Below are 24,685 nucleotides of genomic sequence, written 5' to 3' on the forward strand. Positions count from 1 at the left end.
GATCGGATTGTCGAACCTGTGCTGACCATGAGTCGATGCTACCGCCGTCCACGGTAGACTTGAGATCATGTTCGGTATCAACGGCACCGAAATGGTGATTCTGGTCGTTGTGGCCTTGGTCGTGATCGGACCCAAACGCCTGCCCGAATACGCTCAGAAGCTGCGGGATTTCGTGCGACAGATGCGCCGCATGGCCGAAGGCGCGAAGGACAGCGTCCGACGCGATTTCGGCGACGACTTCAAGGACGTGGACTGGCAGAAGCTCGACCCGCGTCAGTACGATCCGCGCCGGATCGTGCGTGAGGCCCTCGTCGAAGAGGATGCGGCCATCCGCGAATCCAAACGTCAGGAACGTGCAACTCAGGAATCGTCGCCCACTGAGTCCGCAGGCGCTGCAACGTCGACTCAGACCGACACCGAGGTGGCCCCCACCCGGGAGCGGTCACCCATCGAACGGTTCCAGGCCCAGGTCACCCTGCGCGATCGCGGGGCTGCGGCGCCGTTCGACCCCGAATCCACCTGAACCCGGGGTCATCTCACAGCGCCGAGGCGACGGCGCCGACTCACACCGGGCTCAGGCCCAGAGATCTGCCGGACAGGCCCCGACTGCGTCGCCGCAGCGACTCTGCGAGAGCGTCGAAGGCCTGAGCCGCAGGAGACTCGGGGCTGCCGAGCACGACCGGGGTGCCGGCATCCGATCCTTCCCGCAGACGGGTGTCCAAGGGGATCTGAGCGAGCAGCGGAACCTCGTGTTCGACGGTGGCGGTGAGGTTCTCGGCGACACTGGCACCTCCGCCGGATCCGAACACCTCCATTCGAGTGCCGTCGGGCATCTCCATCCACGACATGTTCTCGATGACTCCCGCCAACGCCTGCTTCGTCTGTGTGGCGATGGATCCAGCGCGTTCGGCGACCTGAGCGGCCGCTGACTGAGGTGTGGTGACGACGAGGAGCTCGGATGCGGGAAGCAGCTGTGCCACGGAGATCGCGATATCTCCTGTGCCGGGAGGCAGATCGAGCAGGAGCACGTCGAGGTCGCCCCAGAACACATCCGTGAGGAACTGCTGCAGGGCGCGATGGAGCATCGGACCGCGCCAGACGACGGCCTGATTCGGTGGGACGAACATGCCGATGCTCATCACCTTCACGCCGTGGGAGATCTGCGGCAGGATCATCTCATCGACTCGGGTCGGCTTTCCGGAGAGTCCGAGCATGCCGGGGATGGAGAAGCCGTAGATATCGGCATCGACGACGCCGACGCGCAGCCCCTTCTCCGCCAGAGACACCGCGAGATTCGCCGTCACCGAGGATTTTCCGACTCCGCCCTTTCCGGACGCAACGGCATAGACCTTGGTCAGAGACTCCGGGCGGTTGAACGGGATGTCGCGGGTGCCGGAGCCCTGCAGCTTCTCCTTCATCGCCTTGCGCTGCTCGGGGCTCATCGTGCCCAGCACGACAACGACCTCGGTGACCCCGTCGACCCGGGCCACTGCGGCCTCCGTGTCCTTGGTGATCGTGTCCTTCAGCGGGCACCCGGCGATCGTGAGGAGAACGGTGACGGTGACCTTGCCGTCGTCGATGTCGATCGATTCGACCATATCGAGTTCGACGATGCTGCGGCGGATCTCAGGGTCGATGACCCCGGTCAGCGCCTGAATCACAGCGTCCACAGAGGGATCAGCCATACCTACGTCCTTTCCTTCCCGGATCCGTGCTCCCGGGCCTTCAACCCTACCTTTCGGTCGTCGTCTCGTCATCCGCCGCGGGGGCCGCCTCGGCGCTGTTCCGAGGCTTGGGAGTCGAGATCCTCGGCGCGGTGGCCGTCCTGCTTCTCTTCTTCCAGCTCCTTGAGCAGATCTTTCAGCTCCGAGCGGATGAAGTCGCGGGTGGCGACCTCACGCATGGCGATGCGCAGCGCCGCGACCTCCCGTGCCAGGTACTCGGTGTCGGCGAGGTTGCGTTCGGCGCGCTGCCGATCGTGTTCGAACTCGACGCGGTCCCGGTCGGTGCTGCGGTTCTCCGCGAGCAGGATCAGCGGAGCTGCGTAGGAGGCCTGCAGGGAGAGGATGAGGGTCAGCAGAGTGAAGTTCAGCGACCTCGGGTCGAACTGCCACGACTCGGGCAGCAGGGTGTTCCACAGCAGCCACACGGCACAGAACACCGTCATCCCGACGAGGAACGCCGGAGTGCCCATGAACCGGGCAAAGGCTTCGGCTCCGCGGCCGAAGGTCTCGGGGGAGACGGTGAAGCTCGGCAGTCGGCGTTTGCTCGACCTCGGGATCTCGAAATCATCGACGGCCATCTCTACCCCCTGCTGCGATCGTCACGACCGGTGGTTCGCCAGTCCTCGGGCAGAAGCTCGTCGAGGACGTCATCGACGGTGACCACACCGACGAGGCGATCGTTGTCATCGGTGATCGGCACCGACACCAGATTGTACGCGGCCAGCAGCTTCGCCACCTCGCCGAGGGGAGTCTCCGGCGACAGCGGTTCGACCTCGGTGTCGAGCATGATGCCCACCGCCTCGTGCGGCGGATGGCGCAGCATCTCCTGGATGTGGACGAGACCCAGATACTTGCCCGTCGGGGTCTCCACCGGCTGGCGGCAGACGAAGACCGCAGCGGCCAGGGCAGCCGGCAGGTCTTCCCGACGCACATGGGCCAGCGCCTCCGCGACCGTGGCCTCCGGGGTCAGGATCACGGGCTCGGTCGTCATCAGGCCGCCCGCGGTGTCGTCATCGTAGGCCAGCAGCGTCCGCACATCTTCGGCCTCGTCGGGCTCCATCAGCGTCAGGAACCGTTCGGCCTGTTCATCACTGAGCTCGCCGAGGAGGTCGGCAGCATCATCGGGTGCCATTTCTTCGAGCACGGTCACGGCACGTTCGGTGTCGAGTCCTGTGAGGATCTCGATCTGGGTTTCGGCCGGCAGCTCCTCGACCACATCGGCGAGACGTTCGTCATCGAGGGCTCGGGCCACCTGAAGGCGCCGGGCCGAGTTCATCTCGAAGAGCACATCGGCGAGGTCGGCAGGCTTCGTGTCCTGATAGGCGGCGATGAGCTGGGTGGCTTCCTGGTCGACCTCGGAATCCACCGGATGGTCGGCGTCCGTCCAATCGATCTGCTTGGTCTCACCACGGCGGCGGAACGCGGCGAAGGCGCTGCGTTCGGGCACGCGCCGCACGAACAGGCGGGTGACCTCCCAGTCCTTGTTCACCTGCTGCTCGATGCCGACGTCTTCGATGAGCACCGGTGAGTTGTCCTCCCGCAGCCGCAGGCGCCGGTCGAGCAGATCATTCATCACCAAAGTCTCGGACTCGCGCTGCTCGAAGCGCCGCATATTCACCAGACCGGTGGTGATGACCTGACCGGAATCGATTGCGGTGACCCGGCCCATCGGTACGAAGACACGGCGCCGGCCGGGCACCTCGACGACGAGGCCGATGACGCGGGGGGACTGCCGCATCGTCGCACGGTAGACGAGGACGGCGTCGCGGACACGGCCGACCTGATCGCCGAGTGGGTCGAACACGGGGGCGGAGACGAGTCGAGCGACGAAGACTCTTTTCGGTGGACCACTCATGGTCTCAGACTACGTGGTGGGTGGAGATTTCAGTGGTCGCTTCCAGGAATTGAATCCAGATCACATTCGCCGCGGGTGGACGCACTGGGTGTCGGGTTCCACCCGGACTCTTCTCCTATTCATCAAGCCGTCCTAACTGCTTCATCTCGTTGTCGCCCCGCCTCCCTAGGGTCATCTCTCGGCAGAACCCGCCACAGTCGAATACAGGAGAAATCCATGCAGACACGACGAATCCGCCCGCGCACCGCTGCCGCAGGCCTGGGAGCCTGCGCCGCGCTCGCGCTCTTCGCCCCGTTTCTCTCGCCCACGGAGGCGATCGCAGCAGACGCTCCGGCCGAGCTCTACGAAGGCCACGTCCAGGTCGACCGCGGCAAGGCCGCCGACCCGCAGAAGTTCACCGGTCAGGTCTTCGACGACGTCAATGAGAACTCGAAGCTCGACGGTGATGAGGAGGGCGTCTCCGGCGTCGCGGTGAGCAATGGAGTCGACGTCGTCCTCACGGACGGAGTCGGACGCTACGAACTGCCCGTGCGAGAGAACATGACCGTCTCGATCACTCAGCCCTCCGGATGGCAGGTGCCCGTCGACGAGGACAAGATCGCACAGTTCAGCTACAACCATCTGCCGGACGGCTCCGGAGACCTCGAGTTCGGAGGCATCGAACCGACCGGTGAGACACCGAAGGCCGTGAACTTTCCGATGATCGAGTCGCAGGCCTCGGCGCAGGACGACCAGAACTGCCCGATCGCCTCCGATACCCAGGCGTATGACACGACCGAGATGGGCTACGCCCGCGACGGTGCCGTCGGCGACCTCGCCGACCACAGCGATTACGGGGCCTGCGGTGTGCTTCTGCTCGGCGACAACGTCGGTGACGACCTCAGCCTCAATGACGAACTGCGAGATATCTACTCGCAGATGAACGGCCCCGTGCGAGTGGCACCGGGCAACCACGATCAGGACTACGACGCGGTCGACGATTCGCACGCCCTCGATACCTTCCGCGACCAGTTCGGTCCCTCGTATTTCTCCTATGACGTCGGCAAGACCCACTTCGTCGTGCTCGACAGCATCGAGTACGAAGGCAAGGCGAACCGGAAGAAGTACAAGGAGAAGATCAGTCAGGAGCAGCTGACCTGGCTGGAGAACGATCTGAAGAACGTTCCGAAGAACGCTCAGGTCGTCATCGCCACCCACGCGCCCATCCTCACGCACAAAGACGTCGTCGTCGACAATGCGAAGGACTTCTACGACGTCATCGCCGACTACCCGAACGCGGTGACTGTCGGCGGGCACACGCATACTCAGGAGAACCTCGTGGCAGGTCAGACGCGGAAGGAATGGGCCGCGGCCGGGATCGAGAAACTGCCGAATACACAGATCGTGGCCGGCGCCGTCTCCGGAGACTGGTACTCCGGCGGACTCAATGCCGACGGACTGCCGTACGCATTCACCCAAGATGCTTCGGAGCCGGGCGTGCTCACCCTCGAATACGACGGTGCTTCGCGCAGCGAACGCTACACCGTGCGAGGCGAGTCCGATGATCACCAGCTGCTGCTCGGAGTGAATTCGCCCGAGTGGCGCGACTGGGCGCAGAAGGCACAGGAGTGGCAGGACGCGGACAGGGAAGGCGATGCCCCGGAGGCGGTGTCCGAACGCGTCGTCACCCGCGATGACCTCAAGCAGGGCGAGACCTGGCTGACCTCGAGCTTCCTCGCCGGAACCTCAGACGCCCGCGTGGAGGTCAGCTTCGACGGCAAGGCGCCGAAGCGGTCCGAGCACACTCAGCCGGGCAAGGGCGAAGCCTTGGCCAAGGGCTGGGAGTACACCGACCCGTACACGGCCTCGCAGAACCTGCGGACGTCGGGCAATGTGGGCCAGTCGAGCTCGCATCTGTGGCGGACCGCGATCCCGTCGGACCTCGATCTGGGCACTCACACCGCCGAGGTGACCGGAACCGATCGCTACGGTCGTGACTTCACCGAGTCGGTCCGGTTCACCGTGGTCGAGGATGAGGCCGCAGCGAAGACCGAATCGCAGAAGCTGCTGCGTCAGGACGGCTTCGATGCTCAGCAGAAGAAGGAAGTCCGGGATCCGTCGGGTCTCGACTCCGACGAGGCTCAGTCGGCTCGCAACGACTGAGCGCTGAAGAAGGAGCTGCAGCTCAGCGCGGCAGACGGATGACGATGTCTGCGAGCTGCGGAGAACTGAGAGGAGCGGGGCCCGCCGAACGGCGGGCCCCGTCTCCGTGATCAGAGCGCGGTGAACTTCGAGGTGAAGCCCGGTGCGATCTCGCTCAGCGTCGGCGGCTGTCCCCAGGCGCTGTCGACGGGGGTCGCCGAAGCATGGGCGTCGAGGATCGCCAAGCTCAGCGCATCGGCCGCCGCAGCGGAGATCATCACGAGCTCTCGGGTGGCGGCGTCACGATCGGAGGGCAGATCCTGGGCTCCGGTGGCGATGCCGAAGACCGTATCGCCGTCGAAGAGAGTGTGCGAAGGCTGCACGGCTCGCGAGATGCCGGCGTGTGCTCCCGAGGCCATCCGTGTGGTCTGGGCCGGATCGAGTCGCGCGTCGGTGGCGATGATCGCGATCGTCGTGTTCTTCGCCGAGGCAGCCGAGCTCGGTGGCGGTGCAGCGGGAAGTCCGTGGACCGTGGGCAGATCGAGGCCGACTGAGCGCAGCAGCGGGTCCAACCACAGACCGCCTGACGGTGTGCCGATCGTCCCCAGCGAATTCGCCGCGACAAGTGCCGCGACAGTGGTCCCGCTGGGCAGACGGACGGCGAAGGATCCGAGTCCACCCCGCAGGGTCTGAAGCCCGGACCGTGCTCCTGTGCCTGCCCCGATGCTGCCTCGGACCTCGCCCGTCTGTCCGGACAGTGCCGCTCGTGTCGCCTCGGTGCCTTCGTCCGGTCTCGGCGGCGCCACGGAACCTTTCCCGCGGCCGAGATCGTAGATCGCGGCCGCGGGAACGAGCGGAATGACCGTATCGGCCAGTCCGGGAGCGGGGAACCCGAGTCCCGCCTCGGCGAGGGTGTCGACGACACCGGATACGGCGCCCAAGCCGAACGCGGATCCGCCGGTGAGGACGATGGCATCGGCACCGTAGGAGTGTGTTCCCGGCGCGATGACATCGGTCTCACGGGTGGCGGGACCGCCGCCGCGGACATCGACGCCGATGGTCGACCCTGGTGGGGGCAGCACAGTGGTGATCCCGGTCAGACGGGTGTCGGTGAGCTCACCGGCATGACCGAGGCGGATGCCGGGGATCTCGAGGATTCCGCGCCCGCGGACCGGGCCGGAGCATGCGTCCGAACCCGGCCTGCTGGCGGCATCCGGGGTCATCAGCGGTCCCGGTCCCGTCCCTGCACCCAGGCTTCGATCTCGGTTCGGGTGCGGGGGAAGTCGGCGGAGAGATTCTCCACTCCGTCGGCGGTGACGAGCACGTCGTCCTCGATGCGGACACCATTGCCGCGGAACTCCTCGGGCAGCAGCAGGTCGTCGGACTTGAAGTACAGTCCGGGTTCGATGGTGAAGATCATTCCCGGCTCGATGGTGGCGTCCAGGTACATCTCCGCTCTCGCCTGCGCGCAGTCATGGACGTCGAGGCCGAGGTGGTGGCTGGTGCCGTGGACCATCCACCGGCGGTGCTGCTGTCCTTCCGGCGACAGCGAAACGGCGGCGGAGACCGGCAGCACGCCGAACTCTTCGAGACGCGTCGCGATGACCTCCATGGCCGCCTCGTGGACCTCTCGGAACTTCACGGGACGGTCGGTGTGTTCGGCGGCCACGGCGAAGGCGGCGTCGGAGGCTTCGAGTACGGCATCGTAGATCTTCGCCTGCACCTGACTGAATGTCCCTGAGACGGGCAGGGTGCGTGTGATGTCCGCTGTGTAGAGCGAATCCGCTTCGGCTCCGGCGTCGACGAGGATGAGGTCACCGTCCCGGACCTGGCCGTCGTTGCGGATCCAGTGCAGTGTGCAGGCATTGTTGCCCGAGGCGGCGATCGTGTCATAGCCGACCCCGTTGCCGTCGGAGCGGGCAGCGGTTTCGAACGCGGTTTCGACGATTCGTTCTCCCCGGCGGTGTCCGAGTGCGGTCGGCAGCGATGCCACCACATTGTCGAATCCGGCTCGGGTGATGGCGACGGCTTCGCGCAGCTGGGCGATCTCGTGGTCGTCCTTGATCAGGCGCAGCTCGGAGAGCATCTGGGCCAGTTCCGCATCTCCGGCCTCGGACGTCTCGAGATCGGCTTGGACCTGGGTGCGAGCGAGGTCGATGACTCCGTCGATGCGAGCATCGGCCTGACGGACGAGGCGGACGGAGATGGCACCGAGGTCTTTCGTGATGGCGTCATCGACGGTGGCGGAGTTCGCCGTGGCGATGCCGGTCATGAGGGACATGGCCTCGAGGTCGGCACGGGGTCCGACCCAATATTCGCCGTAGCGGGAATCGGAGAAGAACTCTTCGGTGTCGGCGCCGGCTCGAGGACGGAAGTACAGTGTCACGTCGTGGCCGTCGCCCTCGGGTTCGAAGACGAGAACGGCGTCGGGCTCGGAATCGGCCTCCAGGCCGGTGAGATGGATGAACGTGGAATGGGCGCGGAAACGGTAGTCGGTGTCGTTCGAGCGGACCTTGAGTCCGCCGGCGGGGACGACGAGCCGCTCACCGGGGAAGGCTGCCGAGACGGCGTCCCGGCGTGCCGGGGTGAAACCGGCGGCGGCGAGAGCCTCGGCATTGAGAGGTGTGCGATCCCAACCGGAGGCGACGAAGTCGCGGAAGGCGGTGGAATTCGGTCGATGCGAGCGATTGTTCACGCGGTCTGCGAGGTCCTGTGTCGAGTCTGGGAGTTCTGAATTGTGCTCTGTCATGCGGCCAGTCTAGACGGGTGGAGTGACATGGAGTGCACATGTGGAAGTCGGAACGACAGATGCAGATACACTGTGACCATGGTCATCGATCTCCATGTGCACACCGCATTCTCGGACGGGACCCAGACTCCTTCCGAACTCATCTCAGAAGCCTCGATGGAGGGCATCGACGTCGTCGGACTCACCGACCACGACACCACCGCCGGTTGGACCCTTGCCGAAGATGCTGCCCGCGTCTACGGGCTCGGACTGGTGCGGGGAATGGAGATCTCCTGCCGCTACGAGGGCATCAGCGTGCACCTTCTGTCGTACCTGCACGACCCGTACGACACGGGTCTGGCTGAAGTCGTGCAGGAGACGAGGCGGGCCCGCCTCGACCGCACACACCTCATCATCGAACGATTGGCCGAAGATTATCCGATCGATATGGATGCGGTGCTCTCGGTCTCCGGCGAAGACGCCACGATCGGACGTCCGCATATCGCCGATGCGCTGGTGGCAGCCGGTGTCGTCGAAACTCGCACCGAAGCGTTCTCGTCGATTCTGTCCAGCCAGGGAAAATACCATGTGTCTCTGCCGACGATCGACCCGATCACTGCGATCGGACTCATTCGCGAAGCCGGGGGAGTCTCGGTCTTCGCTCACCCGCGCGCGGCCATGCGCGGCCGGGTGGTCCCTGATTCGGCGATCACCGATTTCATCGCCGCAGGCCTCGACGGACTCGAGGTCGACCACCGGGACAATCCTCCGCAGGAGCGCGAAGCGATGCGGCGGCTGGCGCATGAGCATGACCTCATCATCACCGGCTCGAGCGACTACCACGGCACGGGCAAACCCAATCGTCTCGGCGAGCACGTCACCTCCGACCATATGCTCGCAAAGCTGCTCGAACGCGCCGCGTCACGGCCTGGTGGGGTCGACTACATCCAAGGCTGAGCCCATACGACAGACCGGCCACGAGCGCGAGAAGTCCGACAGACTGGAAGACGAGCAGGACCGGCGCCGCATCGACATCGACGAGGGGCCCGACCACGCGGTCGGGCCCCTCGTCGGGGTTGTGCGGGGACTCGGTCTCGCCCGCGCACAGTTCAGTCCTCGCTGGAGTCGGCGGACGCCGGGCCGCCCTGACCCGACTGTCCGCCCTGCGCACGGTTGACCGGCTTGCCGCCGCGGGTGCGGCGACGATTGCGCTGGCGACGCGGTTTGCGGCCGTCCTCACCAGCTGCCGACGAGGCGTCACGACGTTCGGATGAGCCGCCTCGGCGAGAGTCGGAACGGCTGCGGCCGGATCCGCGACGGTCGGATCCGCGGCCCTTGCGTTCTCCGGTGGACTTCTCGTCCTCTGCATCGGAGTGCTGGCGCGGCAGGCGGCCCTTGGTGCCCTTCGGGATTCCGAAGTCGGAGAAGAAATGCGGGGACGTCGAGTAGGTTTCGGCGGGTTCGTCGAAATCGAGTCCGAGGGCCTTGTTGATCAGTCGCCAGCGGGGCATGTCATCCCAGTCGACCAGAGTCATGGCGACACCGGAATTGCCGGCCCGACCGGTGCGGCCGATGCGATGGACGTAGGTCTTCTCATCCTCGGGGCACTGGTAGTTCACGACATGGGTCACATCGTCGATGTCGATACCGCGGGCGGCGACATCCGTGGCCACGAGCACGTCGACCTTTCCTTCGCGGAAGGACTTCAGGGCCTTCTCGCGCTGTGACTGGCCGAGGTCCCCGTGGAGGGCCTTGACCGCGAAGCCGCGATCTTCGAGCTCGGCGGCGAGCTTGTCGGCGGTGCGTTTGGTGCGGGTGAAGATGATCGTGCGACCGCGGCCCTCGGCCTGGAGCATGCGGGCGACGAGCTCGGACTTGTCCATCGAATGGGCACGATAGACGAACTGTGTCGTGTTCTTGCCCGTCAGCGACAGATCCTCATGATCCTGAGCGCGGATATGGGTGGGCTGATTCATATAGCGGCGGGCCAGGGTGATGACCGCGCCAGGCATGGTGGCGGAGAACAGCATCGTCTGACGGTGCGCGGGCACCGCGTTGATGATCTTCTCCACATCCGGCAGGAAGCCGAGGTCGAGCATCTCATCGGCTTCGTCGAGGACGACGGTGCGGACGCGGTGGAGCTTGAGGATCCTGCGGCCATAGAGGTCGAGGAGGCGGCCGGGGGTGCCGACGACGACGTCGACGCCGGACTTCAGCCGGTTGATCTGCGGATCGAAGTCCATGCCGCCGTAGATGGTCATGATATCGATATCGCGCTGCACCGAAGCGGTGACGAGATCGGCCGCGACCTGCTTGGCCAACTCACGGGTGGGGACGACGACGAGGGCCTGCGGCAGCCGCGGCTCCTTGGCATCGCCCACGCTGTCGGGAGTCGAGTCGGGGTCGGAGGTGACCGACGAGTCCTCAGTCTTGCCGACGACGCGCTGGAGCAGGGGGATGCCGAATCCCAAGGTCTTCCCGGTGCCTGTCTTCGCCTGCCCGATGATGTCGGCTCCCGACAGTGCCACGGGCAGCGTCAGTGCCTGAATGGGGAAGGGGTGGGTGATTCCTGCCGAGGCCAGCGAGGCCACGATCGGTCCGGCGACTCCCAGTTCCGCGAAATCCGCTTCCGTCTCCGCCATATTCCAAACTCCTTTTAGCGCGTCTGCGCTTGTCATGGTGCGAACCGGTAGTCTTGAACCATGCCCGATTCTGTCCCATTGGCCGGTAATGATGCTGCAACGCTCGCGCTTGTCGCGTTCGGCGAGCTGACCGGTTTCGAACGTATGGCCACAAACGCGACGACCGCAGCGGATCTGGATGACAAGGTCATCCTGGCGCGGCTGGCCTCTCAGTCATTCGCGAACTTCGAACAGCTCTCACAGCACATCGATCAGATGGGCCAGGATGTGATCGAGCTCTGTCAGCATTTCGAACCGACCTTCAGCACTCTGGCTGAAAGGACTCGTCCTCGCGACTGGTACGAAAGCCTCATGAAGGGTTTCGTCTTCGACGGAATCATGAATGATTTCTACCGCACGGCGGTGGACGAACTCGCGGAGCCCGGATACAGCCTGGCTATTGCAATTCTCGATGATACACGTGCCAGCGAATATGCGCGCAATCGTCTGACCACCGAAGTGGCCGTCGACACACAGTTGGCCTCACGATTGGCGCTGTGGGGGCGCAAGCTCGTCGCTGAGACCCTGGGCCGGGCCCGCAGTCTGCTCACCGACCCGTTCCTCGGGCTCGACGAAGATCTCGTCGTCGAACTGATCCCGGCGGTGACGTCGAACCATTCGAAGCGGATGTCGGCGCTCGGCCTCGTCGCCTGACTCCACATTCCGACACCGGCTTCCACGGCGGACGCAGCAGGGCCCCGGTCAGGATGACCGGGGCCCTGCTGCTGTTCAGGCGTGCAACTCAGGCGCTGAAGCCCACGCGACGCGACGTCTCGGCACCGATCTCGAGGTAGCCGAGCGAAGCGGAGGGAACGAAGACCTGACGGCCCTTCGTGTCGGTGAAGGTCAGCAGTCCCTCGGACTGGATCTTCTCTTCGATGCGGGCGACGAGTGCCTTCGCATCCTCATCCGTTTCGACGATGATCTCACGCTGGGTCTGCTTGACGCCGATCTTGATTTCCATGGTGCTCCTTGTGCCGATGCTCGGTGACCGATGACGGATTGGACTGTGTTCAGCTTAACGTCCGCAGGCAGGGGTTTCTTCCCTGCGGATTCCGCTGAGGGCTGAGGGGCGGGTGGGAACTCAGCGTTCGGCGAACGACCGCAGACCGCCCCAACTCATCTGGGTGAGCAGTTCGACGGCCGTGTCGACGTCGATACCGCGCTGTGAGTCGATCTGTTTGACGACGACCTCAGCGGTGCCGATGAGAGCCCGACACAGCAGCTGCGCCTCATCGTCGCTGAGGCGGGCGAAGTTCTTCAGCGCCGAGACGACGCGTGTCGCCGAACTCTCACGCAGCGCGCGCAGCTTCTGCTCGGCCTTCGGCTCGTAGACATCCGAATTGAAGATGATGACGAACTCCTCGCGGTGTGAGACCACGAAGTCGAAATAGGCACGGTAGGTCGCGTGGATCTGCTCATGCGGATCGGTGGTCGACCCCAGAGCCTCGGCCAGACGGGAGTCGAGGTGCGCCGCCGAGGAATCGATGAGAGCCAGGTAGAGGTCCTGCTTGGAATCGAAGTGCTGATAGAGCACGGGCTTGGACACACCGGCAGCCTCGGCGATCATGTCCATCGAAGTCGTCCGATATCCACGGGTGGCGAAAACGGAGCGTGCGACACCCACCAATTGGTCGCGGCGCTGGTCACGGGGCAATCTCTGTTGTGGACTCGACATTCTTCAATGCTACGCGAAGTCGGGCCGTGCTCCGGGCATCCGCGCTGACTTCGACGACGCGCCGGTTCCGGTCTCGGAATTCTCATGTCAGTCGGCCGTGATGGAATACGAGTATGGATGAGATGACGCAGCGAATGGGCAGCACTCTGCTCTCCGGTGGCTGCCTGAATATCATCGGGCGACCGGGAACCGGGAAGACGACTCTGCTGGAGTCGGTCTATGCACAGCTGGTGGCGACGGTCGAGCCGGCATCCGTCCTCGTGCTCACTCCCGATCGTGACCACGCAGATGTGCTGCGCAATCGTCTCCCGCTGCCCGCCGATGCTGTCCTGTCCTCGGCTCCGGCCCGCAGCCTGGCCTCATTCGCGTACGGGATCGCCCGTGCCGCACATACGACGCGGACCGGGGACGACCTCGAATTCATCTCAGGGGCCGATCAGGATGTGTTCCTCGCCGACCTCCTCGCCGGTCACGAACTCGGTCGCTCCCGCGGCCCGGCGTGGCCGTCGGAGATCACGGCCGAGGTGCGGTCGACCTCTGCCTTCCGCACCGAGGTCCGCGACGCGCTCAACCGCGTGATGGAATTCGACTTCGGAATACGTATGCCGGAGGCGTCGTCCGAGACTTCCGAGCATGTCTTCGACTTCGGTCGCGGAGCCCTCGACCGTGCCCTGGCAGACAACCCCGATCCGCGGTGGCAGGCCGTGGCCGAGATCCTCGATGAATACCTGGGCATCATGTCCATGCCCGGCTACGGGGGCATCGACTCCGCGACCGTGCTGGCGCTGGCCGCCTTCGAGATCTTCCGTGAACCCGCCGAGGTGACCGCGGGCCGATCGTGGACCTTTGCTCCCGATCGGGTGCCCACCGTGGTCCTGGCCGACGGTGTTCAGGACTTCCCCGCCGCCAGTTGGGGAATCCTCGAACAGCTGCGGGCGAGGGGGAGTGCGATCGCTCTGTTCGGCTCTCCCGAGACGGTGACCGGGCGATTCCATGGTGCGGACGCGTCGATCATCGACCGAGCCTCGGACGATGCGGCGTTCGAGACGGTCGTCCTCGACCGTCAGTGGGATGTCGAGACTGCGTTGGCGAAGGTCATCGACGGCTTCGGGGCCAGGATCACCACTCGCTGGTCGACCGGTCACATGCCGCGCCCGCGTCCGGAGGAGGACGAGACCTCACCTGCGACTGCGGCCGAGGCGCCCGTGGAGACGCACGTGTTCGAAGGCAGCGCCTCCGGACATCGGTATCTGGCCCGGCGGATCACGAACTTCGTCGAACAGGGCCACGCGTGGTCTGATGTCGCTTTGATCTGCCGCAATTCCTCGAGCGCACGTGTGATCGCCAACGAGCTGCGAGCCGCAGGGGTCTCGATCGCCACCCTGATGCAGCCGCTCAACGTCGACCCGGCGACCGCACCGCTGTTGGACCTGCTGTCGGCCACTCCGGATTTCGATGATGACGAGTCGATCGCGGAACTCGCGCTGACGCTGGCCGGCAGCATCTACGTCCGCCTCGATCCCGTGCAGATCCGCCGCTTCCGTCGAGCCGTCCGCAGGCGGTTCCCTGCGCCCAGCAGCACGGCTTCGCTGGCGCAGGCACTGCGCAGCCCCATCGATGAATCGTCCCCTCAGGGACTCGCCACGATCTCACGAATGCTCCACGCCGCGGCGGAGGTCGGCACGAGCGACCCCCACCAGGCGCTGTGGACCATCTGGGATGCAGCCGGCGTCGCGGAAAGATGGCAGACCGAAACGCTGCGCGACCCGGAATCGGCAGTCGACGGCTATCTCGACTCGGTGCTGCGACTGTTCGCCTTGGCCGAGAAGATCGCTGACCGCGGTGGATTCACTGCGCGCTCCTTCGCCGGCATCGTCGCCGAACAGGACATCGCCCAGGACTCCCTGGCCGATACCGCCGGGTTCGCCGATCACGTCCTGGTGGGAACTCCGTCGTCGCTGGCCCATGTGCGTGTGCCTCTGGTGATCATCGCCGAGGTCAACGACGGCGTCTGGCCGAATCCGAAGCTGCGCGGCGGAATCCTCGGTCTCACCGATCTCACGGCGGTGCTCGACTCGGGTGAGACGGTCACCGGCGATCCCGGCTACCACGCACATGCGAAAAGGACGAACCTGCGCGAAGAGGGTGAGCTGTTCTACACCGCGCTCAGCCGGGCCCAGCAGCGAGCGATCGTCACCGCAGTCACCGATGCGGAGACCGAACCGTCCCCGTTCTTCGACGTGCTCGCCGCAGGCTCGGCCGAGGGCACCGATGCGGGTGACGGCTATGCGATCACCCACGAGGATGAGCTTCCGCCGCTGACGCTGCCGGAGATGGCCGCCCATGCCCGCGCCCAACTGCTGCATTCGGCCGCAGCAGCCGATGGCGAGTCCTCGGGTTCGGCATCGGCGGATTCGCCCCTCGGCACTGCCGAAGACCAGAGAGACTCTGAGACTCCGGACTCCGAGACACAGTCTTGGGCCGCCCTGATGCGGGCGCTGTCGAATGCCGGTGGAGTGGTCGAGCCACCGTCGCAGTGGCGCGAGGCAGAGGACATCACCACGAACGAGCCGCTGTTCACCGACTCCGATACGGTCCGCGTCTCACCGTCCCAGGTCGAAGCATTCACCGACTGCTCCCTGCGCTGGTTCCTCACCCGCAACGGCGGGGACCGCCCGATGTCGACAGCGCAGAGCCTGGGAACCATCATCCACGCCGCAGCCGAGAACTATCCGGAAGGACCGACCTCCGCGATCCGCAGCTTCGTGGAAGGGGAGTTCGCGTCTCTGGACTTCGATGCCGAGTGGGAGCGTGAGCGGGAATTCGATGTGGCGATGAGCATGGCCGACCGCCTCGGCGACTACATCAAGACGACCCCCGGTCGTCTGGTCGGCGTCGAAGCACAGGTCTATGCAGCAGGCGTCGACGCCGACGGTCGCGAATGGAAGGTCACCGGTCGACTCGACCGGGTCGAGGAAGTCGAGGGCGGGCTGCGCATCGTCGACTTCAAGACAGGACGGAACGTCGTCCCGGGCAAGGAGATGGACCGGCACGCTCAGCTGGGTGTGTACCAGGAAGCGATCAACTCCGGCACCATCCGCATCGGTGAGGACCAGGAGATCGATGCACACGCCTTCGGGGCCGAACTCGTGTTCCTGCGCAAGTCCGCCCGCACAGTCCGGGAGCAGTCGGCGCTCGACGTCGATGAGAATCCTGACTGGGCACGTGAACTCATCGACGACGTGTCCGGCAGGATGCGTGCCGCGAGCTTCCCCGCCCGGGTGGAGCCGCAGAAATGTCAGTCCTGTCCCGTCCGCTCGTCGTGCCCCGCGATCGGTCCGAAGATGTTGGAGGAGAACTGATGCGCTTCACCGCCGAGCAGCTCGCCGAACTCACGGCAGCCGATCCTGCCCAGGCCTTCCCACCCAGTCCGGAGCAGAAGGTGATCATCGAAGCCGACCCCGCACAGTCGATGAAGGTCACCGCCGGGGCGGGCTCAGGAAAGACCACCGTCATCTCGCAGCGCGTGGTGTGGCTGGTCGCCAACGAGTTCGTCTCTGCCGAAGAGATCCTCGGCCTGACCTTCACCCGCAAAGCCGTCGGAGAACTCGGCGGGCGCATTCGCGTGCTCCTCTCCCGTCTGCGGCACAATCTCGGACACGGACAGGACCTGTCCCTGCCCGGCCTCGACAACCCCACCGTGTCGACGTACAACTCCTATGCCGCATCGATCGTCAGCGAACACGGTGTGAGCATCGGCATCGAACCCGAGACGGTCCTTCTCGACGACGCTGCGGCACACACCATCGCCGGGAATCTCATCGATGCGACTCCACCGGAGGAGATCCCCGGAGACTTCTCCCGCGAGACGATGATCGCCGACATCATCGCGCTGGCCGGGCAGATGAATGATCACGGAAGAGACGTCGATGAGGTCACCGACTATCTCGAACAGTGCCTGGCCGCTCTGGTGTCGAGCAAAGGAAAGCCCATCGATCCCAACGGACGACGGGCGAAACTCGAAGCGAAGATCCGAACGGCTCGACTGGCCGACGCCTATATGCGTGCGAAGCGACGCAATCTGGCCATGGACTTCTCGGACCAGGTGCGTTTCGCTCAGCGCATCATCGACGAGGTGCCGGCGGCAGCGGAGGCCGAGAGAGCCCGGTGGAAGATCGTCCTCCTCGACGAATTCCAAGACACGTCGGTGGCTCAGCTGACGCTCCTGCGCGACCTCTTCGCCTCCACCGCCGTCACCGCGGTCGGCGATCCCCGCCAAGCCATCTACGGTTGGCGAGGCGCCAGTGCCGACAACATGGTCCGGTTCTCCGCGGACTTCCGCGATGTCGAGTCTCTGTCGCTGAACACAAGCTGGCGCAACGACCGCTCGATCCTCCAGGTGGCCAACCGCATCGCCGCCGGCCTCGACGACAGCGATGAGACTCCGCTGTCGGCCCGCGACGGTGCCGGCGACGGCGAAGTCAGCGTCGAGATCAGCTCGGGTGCCCACGATCCCGAATTCCTCACCACCGGGCTGCGCGCCCTGACGGAATGGTTCGGCACCGTCCCCGCCGGATCGTCGAAAGCCGTGCTGTGTCGCAAACGCGCCCACTTCGCACCAGTGGCGGCGGCGCTGGAAGCGGCCGGATTCGCGGTTCATGTGCACGGGTCCTCCGGGCTGCTCACCGACCCTTTCGTCGCCGATCTGCGTGCGGTGCTCACGGCCGCGGTCGATCCGATGGCCGGCGACGAGATCATGAGGCTCATCAGCGGCCGAATGCTCGGCCTCGGTGCGGGTGACATCGCGGGTCTGCAGACCTTCACTCGTCGCCAGACCGAGAGACGAGCGTCGGAGCGAGCCGAGCCGGACACCGAGGAGGTCGTCGCCGAAGCCATCGACCAGGCGACGATCGTCGAAGGCGTCGATGAACTCATCGACGTGCAGCGAGCCCTCGATCAGGGGGCTCGGACGGGGGCGGACAAGGGTCTCGTCACCGACTATCAGCGGTCCGGTCTGAGCACCGAGGGGCTGCATCGTCTGGTCCGTCTGGCTCGCGCGCTGCGCGCCACCCGATCCGGCACGGGCACGGTCAGCTCGATCATCCGCACCGCGATGTCCGAGACCGGAATCGACTCTGACATCTGGGGACTCAGCGACTCGCTGCGCAATCTGCACCGAGCCTCCGTCGACGCATTCCTCTCCGCTGCCAGTCAGTACTCGGCCACCGATGACAAGCCCTCGATCTCGGGCTTCCTGTCCTGGCTCAGCCTCATGGAATCCCATGATGCGCTGAGCGTCGCCGAACCGACGACGGCAGCCGACGCGATCAACATCATGACCGTCCACGCCTCGAAGGGGCTGGAGTTCGACGCCGTGGCCGTTCCCTCCCTGGTGGTCAAGGACTTTCCGACCGAACCGCGGGACAAAGAGGGGTGGATGGACCGCACTGCGCTGCCGTACCCGCTGCGCGGCGATCGCGCCCACCTTGTCGATTTCGATCTGCGGGAAGCCGAATTCGAGACGAAGAAGGAGCTGGACGAGTGGATCGGAGACTTCATTCGGCCTCGGATCGCCGACGCGCACGTGGGGGAGGAGCGGCGACTGGCCTATGTGGCGTTCACCCGTGCGAAGAGGCATCTGTGGCTCGGGGCGGAGCTGATGGGTTCGCGAACCGTGCCCGATGCCCCGTCGCCCTTCCTCACGGAAGCGATCGAAGCCTCAGGGCAGGAGGTGGAGACTCCGGAACCTGCAGACGAATCGGCAGAGGACCGGATCGAGACTACTCCCTGGCCGGTACCGCGCACGAGGCAGGTCGCCGCCGCACAGCGAGCCGCGGACTGGGTGGAAGCAAGCCCCGAAGTCAGCTTGGAGTCCTTGGCCGAGGTTCCAGGCGTGATCGGACGCTACGCTGCTCAGGCCCTGCGCATCGGTGACCGCCCCGAAGCCGTATCCGCGGCGGCGATGCCCGACCGCCTGTCTGCCACGGCTCTGGTCGCATGGCGACGAGACCCGCAGGGCTTCCGGACGCAGACCCTGCGCCCGATACCGACCCCGCCGAGTCGGGCAGCCGAGATCGGAACGACCTTCCATTCCTGGGTTGAACAGCACTTCGGTCAGTCGAGCATCGACGTCGTAGAGGACGAATCGGTGCGACCGATCGACGCCGCGACGGTCGAACGGCTGCAAGCGACGTTCTCAGCCTCCGAGTTCGCGACTCGTCGAGCCGATCATGTGGAGATGTCCTTCGAACTCGTCCTCGGCAGATTCCGGGTACCGGGGAAGATCGATGCTGTCTTCATCACCGGGGACCACGCCGAGGTCGTGGACTGGAAGACCTCGAAGAAACCCGATGCCGCGGTGCTCGAGGTGATGAAATGGCAGCTCGCGCTCTACCGGTTCGCGATTCTGCGCGTCCATCCGGAGATCGCCGAGGTGACGGGAACGTTCTACTTCGTCGGCAGTGATGAGGTTGTGCGGTTCACCGATCTGCCTGATGAGGACGACGTCGTCGAATGGCTCGAAGCCAACGACGTCGACTGAGATCAGCGGCTGCTGCCGGTGTCGTCGCCGATTTCCGGGTCGTCGGAGTCCCGAGTCGGTTCGGTCCTCACCTGCGAGCCCGGTTCGGAATCGAACTCCGAATCATCTTCGGACGATGTGGCCGTCGGTTGAGCTCGTGGAATGAACACATCGGCGGACTCGGTCTCCGTGATCGCGGCTTCGACATCAGGGGCATCGGCACCCGCTGCCGCAGTCGCTGATGCCGAACTGCGAGTTGCTGCGTCGTCTGCTTCGTCGACGGGCCCGGAAGCGGAGTCCGTGGCAGGTCCGTGAGCAGAGGTGGGTCCATCGGATGCGCTGCCGAACAGGACTTCATCGAATGACGTGAGGAGCGCTGCGGCGTCCTCGACGGCCGTCTCATCCCCGGAGTCGACTGCTTCGAGCAGCCAGTCGAGCACCGCGAATTCGGCCAACAGCTCGGCACGGGAGATGACGTGCTCATCGGCGCGGGGCCGGGAGCTGCGGTATTCCTCGTAGAAGGTCGGCAGGGCGGCAGGATCGATCAGTGCCGATGCCGCGGCCAGATCGATGGCCGGGTCGGCGACGCGCAGACGGCCGATCTCAGCAAGAGCGAGCACCCGTTCCTGATCGGTGTAGACACTCGTCTCATCGAGACAGCCGTGGATGGGTGTGGCGAGGAAATGCCACAGTGCGACCTTTTCGAACTCCTCCTCCCAATGCTGGAGCAGAGACGACGGCACTCGACCGGTGCTCGCCGCCTGATCGAGTCGTTCGAGGATGAGGAACTGCGACCGCGAGGGATCCTCCACAGGGAATCCCGCATCGGAGACGGGCTCGGGCGCGGCCGAATGCAGAGTCGCCAGAGCCTGCGCGAACGAACTGGCCCGTGCCGTATCGGCGATGGGAACATCACCGAGGGGTGCGCCCGGGAGCGGATCGGCCAATGTCACCGTCGTCGGCGTGGCAGTGTCGAAGTAATCGGAGTCCACCTCGGTGATGGCCCGCAGGCGCGGCCAGGTGAAGTCTGCGTGCGGATACAAGGTCTCATAGATTCGTCCGGCCTCTGCGGCCGAACCGATGTCCGCGGAGCGATCGAGTCGTGTCTGGGCCGCTGCGACGAGCTGCTGATCGTCGTCGCCGAGGAGGACTCTGACTCCGGCGTCGAGCGGCGGCAGGGGTGTCCATGTCGTCGGGACGAAGCCGTCGAGCATCGTCGCCGCGATCGCAGTCAACTTGAGCGCCTTGGTATCCACCTTCCCCAATCTACCGCCTGGGTTCGGCTGAGACACGGGACTCGCCGTCGAGCGTGTCTGTCGAGGCGACATTCGCCGACCTGTCGGGTACCTGCGCTCGCGGGCGCTGAGTCAGGACGCTGGGATATCGTGGAGGATATGAAGCCATTGCCTCCGGTGCAGCCGATCAGCCTCGCCCGTCACGGAATCGATCGCGACCATCTGACTCGGGGCCAGGACGGCGATCTCAGTGATATCTGGGCCTCGGGAGCCCGAGCCGTCTTCGAACACCGCGGGACCCTGCTCGTCGCCGGCGGAGGACTCTTCCTGACGGATCGGGAACTGGTGCCGGAGGGACAGACGGAGGTCTACCTCGGCCGTGATCCACGCGGCACTCGGTATATCGGAGTGTCCTTGGACGATGACGGTCGCAGCCATATCGACGCCCGACTGGAGGCCTCGCGCGCCCGGGACGCCACCGATCAGCTGACCGCACCGGGAGAGGGCATCGACAGTTCCGAACCCATCTGGCTGCCCCTGCGCCACCTGGCCGAAACCCTCGACGATGTGCAGGTGTCCCTGGCCTGCGAGATCGTGGGTCTCGGAAACTGGCATCGCGCACACCGGTTCTCTCCACGCACCGGCACTCCGACGAGCCCAGTCATGGGCGGATGGGTCCGCCGGGACCTGGAGACCGGAAGCGAACACTTCCCCCGCACCGATCCAGCCGTCATCGTCGTCATCGTCAACACCGATGAGGACGGCGTCGAACGCGTCCTGTTGGGCAACAACGCCGCCTGGGAATCCGACCGGTACTCGCTCTTGGCCGGATTCGTCGAACCCGGTGAGACCCTCGAACACGCCGTGGTCAGGGAGATCTGGGAAGAGGCCCATCTCGAGGTCACCGATCCCCGGTATCTGGGTTCCCAGCCGTGGCCGTTTCCGTGTTCGCTCATGCTCGGGTTCTCGGCAGCGGCTCCCCGCCGGGACTTCGCCGCAGACCAGGCGGAGATCGCCTCCCTGCGCTGGTTCACTCGAGCGGAGCTGCACAGTGCCATCGCGGACGGTCAAGTGCGCGCTCCGTCGACGATCTCCATCGCCGGGCAGCTCCTGTACAGCTGGTTGGACAACGAATGAACGCCTCGGCCACGGCCCTGCTCGAGGCCCTGGATTCCGAACAGCGCGCAGTCGCGACCCACTTCGACTCACCGGTGATCGTCCTCGCCGGTGCCGGCACAGGCAAGACCCGCGCGATGACTCACCGGATCGCCTATGGAATCGCGTCCGAGGTGTTTCCGGCCAACCACGTCCTGGCTCTGACCTTCACCGCGAAGGCGGCGGGGGAGATGCGCTCACGACTGCGCGGCCTCGGCGTCCCCGCGGTTCAGGCCCGCACGTTCCACTCCGCGGCACTGCGCCAGCTGCGCTTCTTCTGGGACCGGTTCGCCGAAGGAGACTTTCCGCGGGTCATCGAGAACAAGGCGGGCATCATCGGCTCGGTCATGCAGAGTCTCGGCATGGAGACCAGTCGGGAACTGACCAGAGACGTCGCCTCGGAGATCGAATACGCAGCTTCTTCCCTGTTGGGCGTCGACGACTATGCGACGAAGGCGGCGGCCCGCGAACTCCCTGGTCAGCTGGGCGTCGAGGACATGGTGCGGATCTTCGAGGCCTACGGAGAGGCGAAGACCCGAGGACGGCTGCTCGACTTCGACGACGTGCTCCTCGTACTCTCGGGTGTCCTGGCAGAGCACCCGGCGATCGCAGCCGAGATCCGCGACCAGTACAGGCACTTCGTCGTCGATGAGTTCCAGGACGTCTCGCCGCTTCAATTCGATGTGCTCTCCCGATGGTTGGGGCCCCGCGACAATCTCTGTGTCGTCGGCGACCCCGCCCAGACCATCTATACTTTCGCGGGAGCCGACGCGAGCCTGCTCGGAACACTGAGCACGGCGATGCCCGACGCCAGAACTATTCGTCTGGTGCGCAACTACCGCTCGTCCCAGGCCATCGTGTCCACGGCGAACAATCTGCTGCGGCACACCTCCCGGACCGCACTGACGCTGCGGACCGACAACCCGATGGGCCGGCAGCCGCGCATGGTGGAGTATCCCACCGACGAAGCCGAGGCCGCCGGTGTCGTGCGATCGATTTCTGCAGAGATCGAAGCCGGACGTCGTCCTCGCAACATTGCGGTCCTCTTCCGTACGAACGGTCAGAGTCCCGCCTATGAGCAGGCGCTGGCCGCGGCCGGAATTCCCTATGTGCTGCGTGGCGGAGAACGCTTCTTCGCACGCAAAGAGGTCAAAGAAGCCGTGCTCATGCTCAAAGCCGCACGTGCGACCTCAAGTGGGCAGCGTCTGCCCGAGGCCGTGATGGAGGTTCTCGGTTCGCTCGGGTTCACTCGGGAGCCGCCCGCGGCCGGAGCCGGCAGACAGCGCTGGGAGTCGCTCAAAGCCCTCGTCGACCTCGCCGAGGAACACCAGCGCGGGCAGGAGCTCCCCGTGCCCATGGAGGTCTTCCTCAGTGACCTGTCGGACCGTGCCGAGCACCAATTCGCTCCGGACATCGAAGGGGTCACTCTGGCGTCCTTCCACGCTGCGAAGGGCCTCGAGTGGGACAGCGTGCACCTGGTCGGCCTCAGCGAGGGTCTGCTGCCGATCAGCTACGCCCAGACACCGAAAGCCATCGCCGAGGAACGGCGCCTGTTCTATGTGGCACTGACTCGCGCCGGCACAGACCTGCGGATGAGTTGGTCACTGGCCAGATTCGATTCCAAACAGAAACCGCGGAGGTCCTCCCGGTTCCTCGGCGAACTCGGTCAGACCGGACCGTCGCTGGGAGACGGCCGCGCGGCGTCGAGCTCGGCGGCGCTCAACCGCTGTCGCGGATGCAACAGGGCGTTGGTCTCGCAGATCGATCGTGCCGTCGGACGGTGCTCCGACTGTCCCGCTGACATCGACCTCGAGCTGCTGGACCGTCTGCGCCGGTGGAGGGTGCGCATCGGGATGGAGCAGGGACTGCCGCCGTACCTCGTGCTCACGGACACCTCGCTGTCTGTTATCGCGGAGGTCCGTCCCCGAAATCTCGACGAACTTGCTCGAGTCCCCGGCATCGGCGCCACCAAGCTCGAACTCTACGGAACCACCCTACTGAGCCTGCTCGGCGACTGACCCGAAGTCGGGGACCGGTGTGCGGCACTGGCAGCGATCGTGGAAGCTCAGTCCGGTGTCTGTGACCTCTCCCATGTCCAAGGTGACCACCCGACGGATCGGTGCCGATTCGGGTCGCAGCAGAGCGTGACGAAGCATCTGGACGACATGAGCCGCGCCGAGGATCCGGGCTGCGGGATCGCTCAGGCTCTCCCGATCGGGCAGGGCGCGCAGACGCGGATGCTGAGCGAGCCAACCGGCATCGCGGTCCTTCCTGTGCAGGCAGGAGCAGACCGAGCACGGCGTCGACCCGGGACGGATGAGTCCCGTGATCTCCACAGACTGCTCGCCGAGGACGACCTGGCAGTGATCGACCTCGCGATCACTGAGCCACATAGCGGAATTGAGATCGGGAACCAGATGCGAACTCGTGACCACGAGCGGAGCTGTCATGAGGTCGAGTTCTTCGACACGGTGGGCCGTGGCGACGGCGAATCCGAGTGCGGCCAGCTGACCGTCGACATGGGAACGCAGTGGACCGGTGACCAGCACCGGCCGGGATCCGAGGACCCGTGAGACGCGATCCGGCGACAGATCGAAGGTACGCGCAGCGGCGAACACCGGTGATCCCTTCGGCACCGAACCCGTGTCCGCATCGTCGGGGACGAGCACCTTCGCCTCACCGAGCAGCGTGATGAGAGAGCTTGCCCGACTGAGGTCGACCCCGAGCTCTTGAGCGCGCGCATAGAACTGAGCCGAGCCGATGCCGAGGCGGAGATCTTCGATGAGACCGGCGTCGCCAGGCAGCAGACCATCGATGAGCACAGGATCCTCGGCACCGAACTGGATGCATGAGGACGACCGCCATGTGATGGGAACACTCGGAAAGATCCTGAACATCTCGGCCCTTTCGCCTCGGCATCGTGGAGACTTCCACGGTAGTGAACGCGAGACGGAATAGCCACGGCAGGGCACGAGTTGTGGATAACCT

General features: G+C 65.3%; 18 protein-coding genes. 8 read left to right on the forward strand and 10 right to left on the reverse strand.

What is annotated here, in order from left to right:
- The first annotated feature begins 67 nt into the window (after nt 1-67).
- On the forward strand, nt 68-523 hold the full coding sequence (locus tag QYM46_RS08055) for a twin-arginine translocase TatA/TatE family subunit (protein ID WP_432791516.1): 456 nt from the start codon (nt 68-70) through the stop codon (nt 521-523).
- A gap of 40 nt (nt 524-563) precedes the next feature.
- Here QYM46_RS08055 and QYM46_RS08060 read toward each other — a convergent pair whose 3' ends face one another.
- The 3 genes from QYM46_RS08060 to QYM46_RS08070 all read right to left on the reverse strand — a co-directional run bounded on the left by QYM46_RS08060 (nt 564) and on the right by QYM46_RS08070 (nt 3,579).
- Nucleotides 564-1,685 carry an Mrp/NBP35 family ATP-binding protein gene (locus tag QYM46_RS08060; RefSeq protein ID WP_432791517.1) on the reverse strand — a complete coding sequence of 374 codons (1,122 nt, stop codon included), beginning with the start codon at nt 1,683-1,685 and terminating at the stop codon, nt 564-566.
- Between the two features lie 68 nt (nt 1,686-1,753).
- Nucleotides 1,754-2,302: a DUF1003 domain-containing protein gene (locus tag QYM46_RS08065; RefSeq protein ID WP_432791518.1), complete on the reverse strand. Its 549-nt coding sequence runs from the start codon at nt 2,300-2,302 to the stop codon at nt 1,754-1,756.
- 2 nt (nt 2,303-2,304) lie between these two features.
- Nucleotides 2,305-3,579 carry a magnesium transporter MgtE N-terminal domain-containing protein gene (locus QYM46_RS08070; protein WP_169252071.1) on the reverse strand — a complete coding sequence of 425 codons (1,275 nt, stop codon included), beginning with the start codon at nt 3,577-3,579 and terminating at the stop codon, nt 2,305-2,307.
- A 216-nt stretch (nt 3,580-3,795) separates the two neighbouring features.
- Here QYM46_RS08070 and QYM46_RS08075 point away from each other — a divergent pair, with 216 nt between their 5' ends.
- Nucleotides 3,796-5,721 (forward strand): calcineurin-like phosphoesterase C-terminal domain-containing protein, encoded by a 1,926-nt coding sequence (locus QYM46_RS08075; protein WP_432791519.1) that lies wholly within the window; start codon nt 3,796-3,798, stop codon nt 5,719-5,721.
- A gap of 110 nt (nt 5,722-5,831) precedes the next feature.
- On the opposite strand, the gene QYM46_RS08080 is transcribed toward QYM46_RS08075, so the two are convergent.
- Nucleotides 5,832-6,923, reverse strand: coding sequence for a P1 family peptidase (locus tag QYM46_RS08080; RefSeq protein WP_169252073.1), 1,092 nt, complete (start codon nt 6,921-6,923; stop codon nt 5,832-5,834).
- Nucleotides 6,923-8,449, reverse strand: a complete 1,527-nt coding sequence (locus tag QYM46_RS08085) for an aminopeptidase P family protein (RefSeq protein ID WP_432791520.1) — start codon at nt 8,447-8,449, stop codon at nt 6,923-6,925. The genes QYM46_RS08080 and QYM46_RS08085 overlap by 1 nt, the downstream gene beginning before the upstream one ends.
- 78 nt (nt 8,450-8,527) lie before the next feature.
- Between QYM46_RS08085 and QYM46_RS08090 the strand changes: the two genes are divergently transcribed.
- Complete coding sequence (locus QYM46_RS08090; RefSeq protein ID WP_169252075.1) at nt 8,528-9,385, forward strand: PHP domain-containing protein; 858 nt, start codon at nt 8,528-8,530, stop codon at nt 9,383-9,385.
- A gap of 152 nt (nt 9,386-9,537) precedes the next feature.
- On the opposite strand, the gene QYM46_RS08095 is transcribed toward QYM46_RS08090, so the two are convergent.
- Nucleotides 9,538-11,070: a DEAD/DEAH box helicase gene (locus QYM46_RS08095; RefSeq protein WP_169252076.1), complete on the reverse strand. Its 1,533-nt coding sequence runs from the start codon at nt 11,068-11,070 to the stop codon at nt 9,538-9,540.
- Nucleotides 11,071-11,130: 60 nt separating this feature from the next.
- On the opposite strand from QYM46_RS08095, the gene QYM46_RS08100 reads away from it, so the two are divergent.
- Nucleotides 11,131-11,763 (forward strand): ferritin-like fold-containing protein, encoded by a 633-nt coding sequence (locus tag QYM46_RS08100; RefSeq protein ID WP_169252077.1) that lies wholly within the window; start codon nt 11,131-11,133, stop codon nt 11,761-11,763.
- A gap of 88 nt (nt 11,764-11,851) precedes the next feature.
- Here the strand turns inward: QYM46_RS08100 and QYM46_RS08105 are convergent, their stop codons facing one another.
- Nucleotides 11,852-12,073, reverse strand: a complete 222-nt coding sequence (locus QYM46_RS08105; RefSeq protein WP_169252078.1) for a DUF3107 domain-containing protein — start codon at nt 12,071-12,073, stop codon at nt 11,852-11,854.
- Nucleotides 12,074-12,193: 120 nt separating this feature from the next.
- Nucleotides 12,194-12,787 (reverse strand): TetR/AcrR family transcriptional regulator, encoded by a 594-nt coding sequence (locus tag QYM46_RS08110; protein ID WP_035319664.1) that lies wholly within the window; start codon nt 12,785-12,787, stop codon nt 12,194-12,196.
- Nucleotides 12,788-12,900: 113 nt separating this feature from the next.
- On the opposite strand from QYM46_RS08110, the gene QYM46_RS08115 reads away from it, so the two are divergent.
- Nucleotides 12,901-16,149, forward strand: a complete 3,249-nt coding sequence (locus QYM46_RS08115; RefSeq protein ID WP_432791521.1) for a PD-(D/E)XK nuclease family protein — start codon at nt 12,901-12,903, stop codon at nt 16,147-16,149.
- A complete protein-coding gene (locus QYM46_RS08120) occupies nt 16,149-19,328 on the forward strand; it encodes an ATP-dependent helicase (RefSeq protein ID WP_432791522.1) in 3,180 nt (1,059 codons plus the stop codon). The genes QYM46_RS08115 and QYM46_RS08120 overlap by 1 nt, the downstream gene beginning before the upstream one ends.
- 2 nt (nt 19,329-19,330) lie before the next feature.
- Here QYM46_RS08120 and QYM46_RS08125 read toward each other — a convergent pair whose 3' ends face one another.
- On the reverse strand, nt 19,331-20,563 hold the full coding sequence (locus QYM46_RS08125) for an aminoglycoside phosphotransferase (RefSeq protein ID WP_432791523.1): 1,233 nt from the start codon (nt 20,561-20,563) through the stop codon (nt 19,331-19,333).
- A 138-nt stretch (nt 20,564-20,701) separates the two neighbouring features.
- Here QYM46_RS08125 and nudC point away from each other — a divergent pair, with 138 nt between their 5' ends.
- Nucleotides 20,702-21,679, forward strand: coding sequence for an NAD(+) diphosphatase (gene nudC / locus QYM46_RS08130; RefSeq protein WP_169252081.1), 978 nt, complete (start codon nt 20,702-20,704; stop codon nt 21,677-21,679).
- Entirely contained in the window at nt 21,676-23,715 is a 2,040-nt protein-coding gene (locus QYM46_RS08135) for an ATP-dependent DNA helicase UvrD2 (RefSeq protein ID WP_432791524.1), read from the forward strand. The genes nudC and QYM46_RS08135 overlap by 4 nt, the downstream gene beginning before the upstream one ends.
- On the opposite strand, the gene QYM46_RS08140 is transcribed toward QYM46_RS08135, so the two are convergent.
- Nucleotides 23,692-24,594 carry a hypothetical protein gene (locus QYM46_RS08140; RefSeq protein WP_432791525.1) on the reverse strand — a complete coding sequence of 301 codons (903 nt, stop codon included), beginning with the start codon at nt 24,592-24,594 and terminating at the stop codon, nt 23,692-23,694. The two genes, QYM46_RS08135 and QYM46_RS08140, sit on opposite strands and share 24 nt — an antisense overlap.
- Nucleotides 24,595-24,685 lie beyond the last annotated feature (91 nt).

Source organism: Brevibacterium sp. K11IcPPYGO002, from assembly GCF_050920635.1.
Taxonomy (GTDB): Bacteria; Actinomycetota; Actinomycetes; order Actinomycetales; family Brevibacteriaceae; genus Brevibacterium.

Excerpts from the sequence above, each read along its gene's own strand:
- QYM46_RS08110 (WP_035319664.1), bottom strand. The coding sequence starts at position 12,787 with ATGTCGAGTCCACAACAGAGATTGCCCCGTGACCAGCGCCGCGACCAA.
- QYM46_RS08090 (WP_169252075.1), top strand. The coding sequence starts at position 8,528 with ATGGTCATCGATCTCCATGTGCACACCGCATTCTCGGACGGGACCCAG.
- QYM46_RS08080 (WP_169252073.1), bottom strand. The coding sequence starts at position 6,923 with ATGACCCCGGATGCCGCCAGCAGGCCGGGTTCGGACGCATGCTCCGGC.
- QYM46_RS08140 (WP_432791525.1), bottom strand. The coding sequence starts at position 24,594 with ATGTTCAGGATCTTTCCGAGTGTTCCCATCACATGGCGGTCGTCCTCA.
- QYM46_RS08055 (WP_432791516.1), top strand. The coding sequence starts at position 68 with ATGTTCGGTATCAACGGCACCGAAATGGTGATTCTGGTCGTTGTGGCC.
- QYM46_RS08070 (WP_169252071.1), bottom strand. The coding sequence starts at position 3,579 with ATGAGTGGTCCACCGAAAAGAGTCTTCGTCGCTCGACTCGTCTCCGCC.
- QYM46_RS08085 (WP_432791520.1), bottom strand. The coding sequence starts at position 8,449 with ATGACAGAGCACAATTCAGAACTCCCAGACTCGACACAGGACCTCGCA.
- QYM46_RS08075 (WP_432791519.1), top strand. The coding sequence starts at position 3,796 with ATGCAGACACGACGAATCCGCCCGCGCACCGCTGCCGCAGGCCTGGGA.
- QYM46_RS08095 (WP_169252076.1), bottom strand. The coding sequence starts at position 11,070 with ATGGCGGAGACGGAAGCGGATTTCGCGGAACTGGGAGTCGCCGGACCG.
- nudC (WP_169252081.1), top strand. The coding sequence starts at position 20,702 with ATGAAGCCATTGCCTCCGGTGCAGCCGATCAGCCTCGCCCGTCACGGA.
- QYM46_RS08115 (WP_432791521.1), top strand. The coding sequence starts at position 12,901 with ATGGATGAGATGACGCAGCGAATGGGCAGCACTCTGCTCTCCGGTGGC.
- QYM46_RS08120 (WP_432791522.1), top strand. The coding sequence starts at position 16,149 with ATGCGCTTCACCGCCGAGCAGCTCGCCGAACTCACGGCAGCCGATCCT.
- QYM46_RS08065 (WP_432791518.1), bottom strand. The coding sequence starts at position 2,302 with ATGGCCGTCGATGATTTCGAGATCCCGAGGTCGAGCAAACGCCGACTG.
- QYM46_RS08060 (WP_432791517.1), bottom strand. The coding sequence starts at position 1,685 with ATGGCTGATCCCTCTGTGGACGCTGTGATTCAGGCGCTGACCGGGGTC.
- QYM46_RS08100 (WP_169252077.1), top strand. The coding sequence starts at position 11,131 with ATGCCCGATTCTGTCCCATTGGCCGGTAATGATGCTGCAACGCTCGCG.
- QYM46_RS08135 (WP_432791524.1), top strand. The coding sequence starts at position 21,676 with ATGAACGCCTCGGCCACGGCCCTGCTCGAGGCCCTGGATTCCGAACAG.
- QYM46_RS08105 (WP_169252078.1), bottom strand. The coding sequence starts at position 12,073 with ATGGAAATCAAGATCGGCGTCAAGCAGACCCAGCGTGAGATCATCGTC.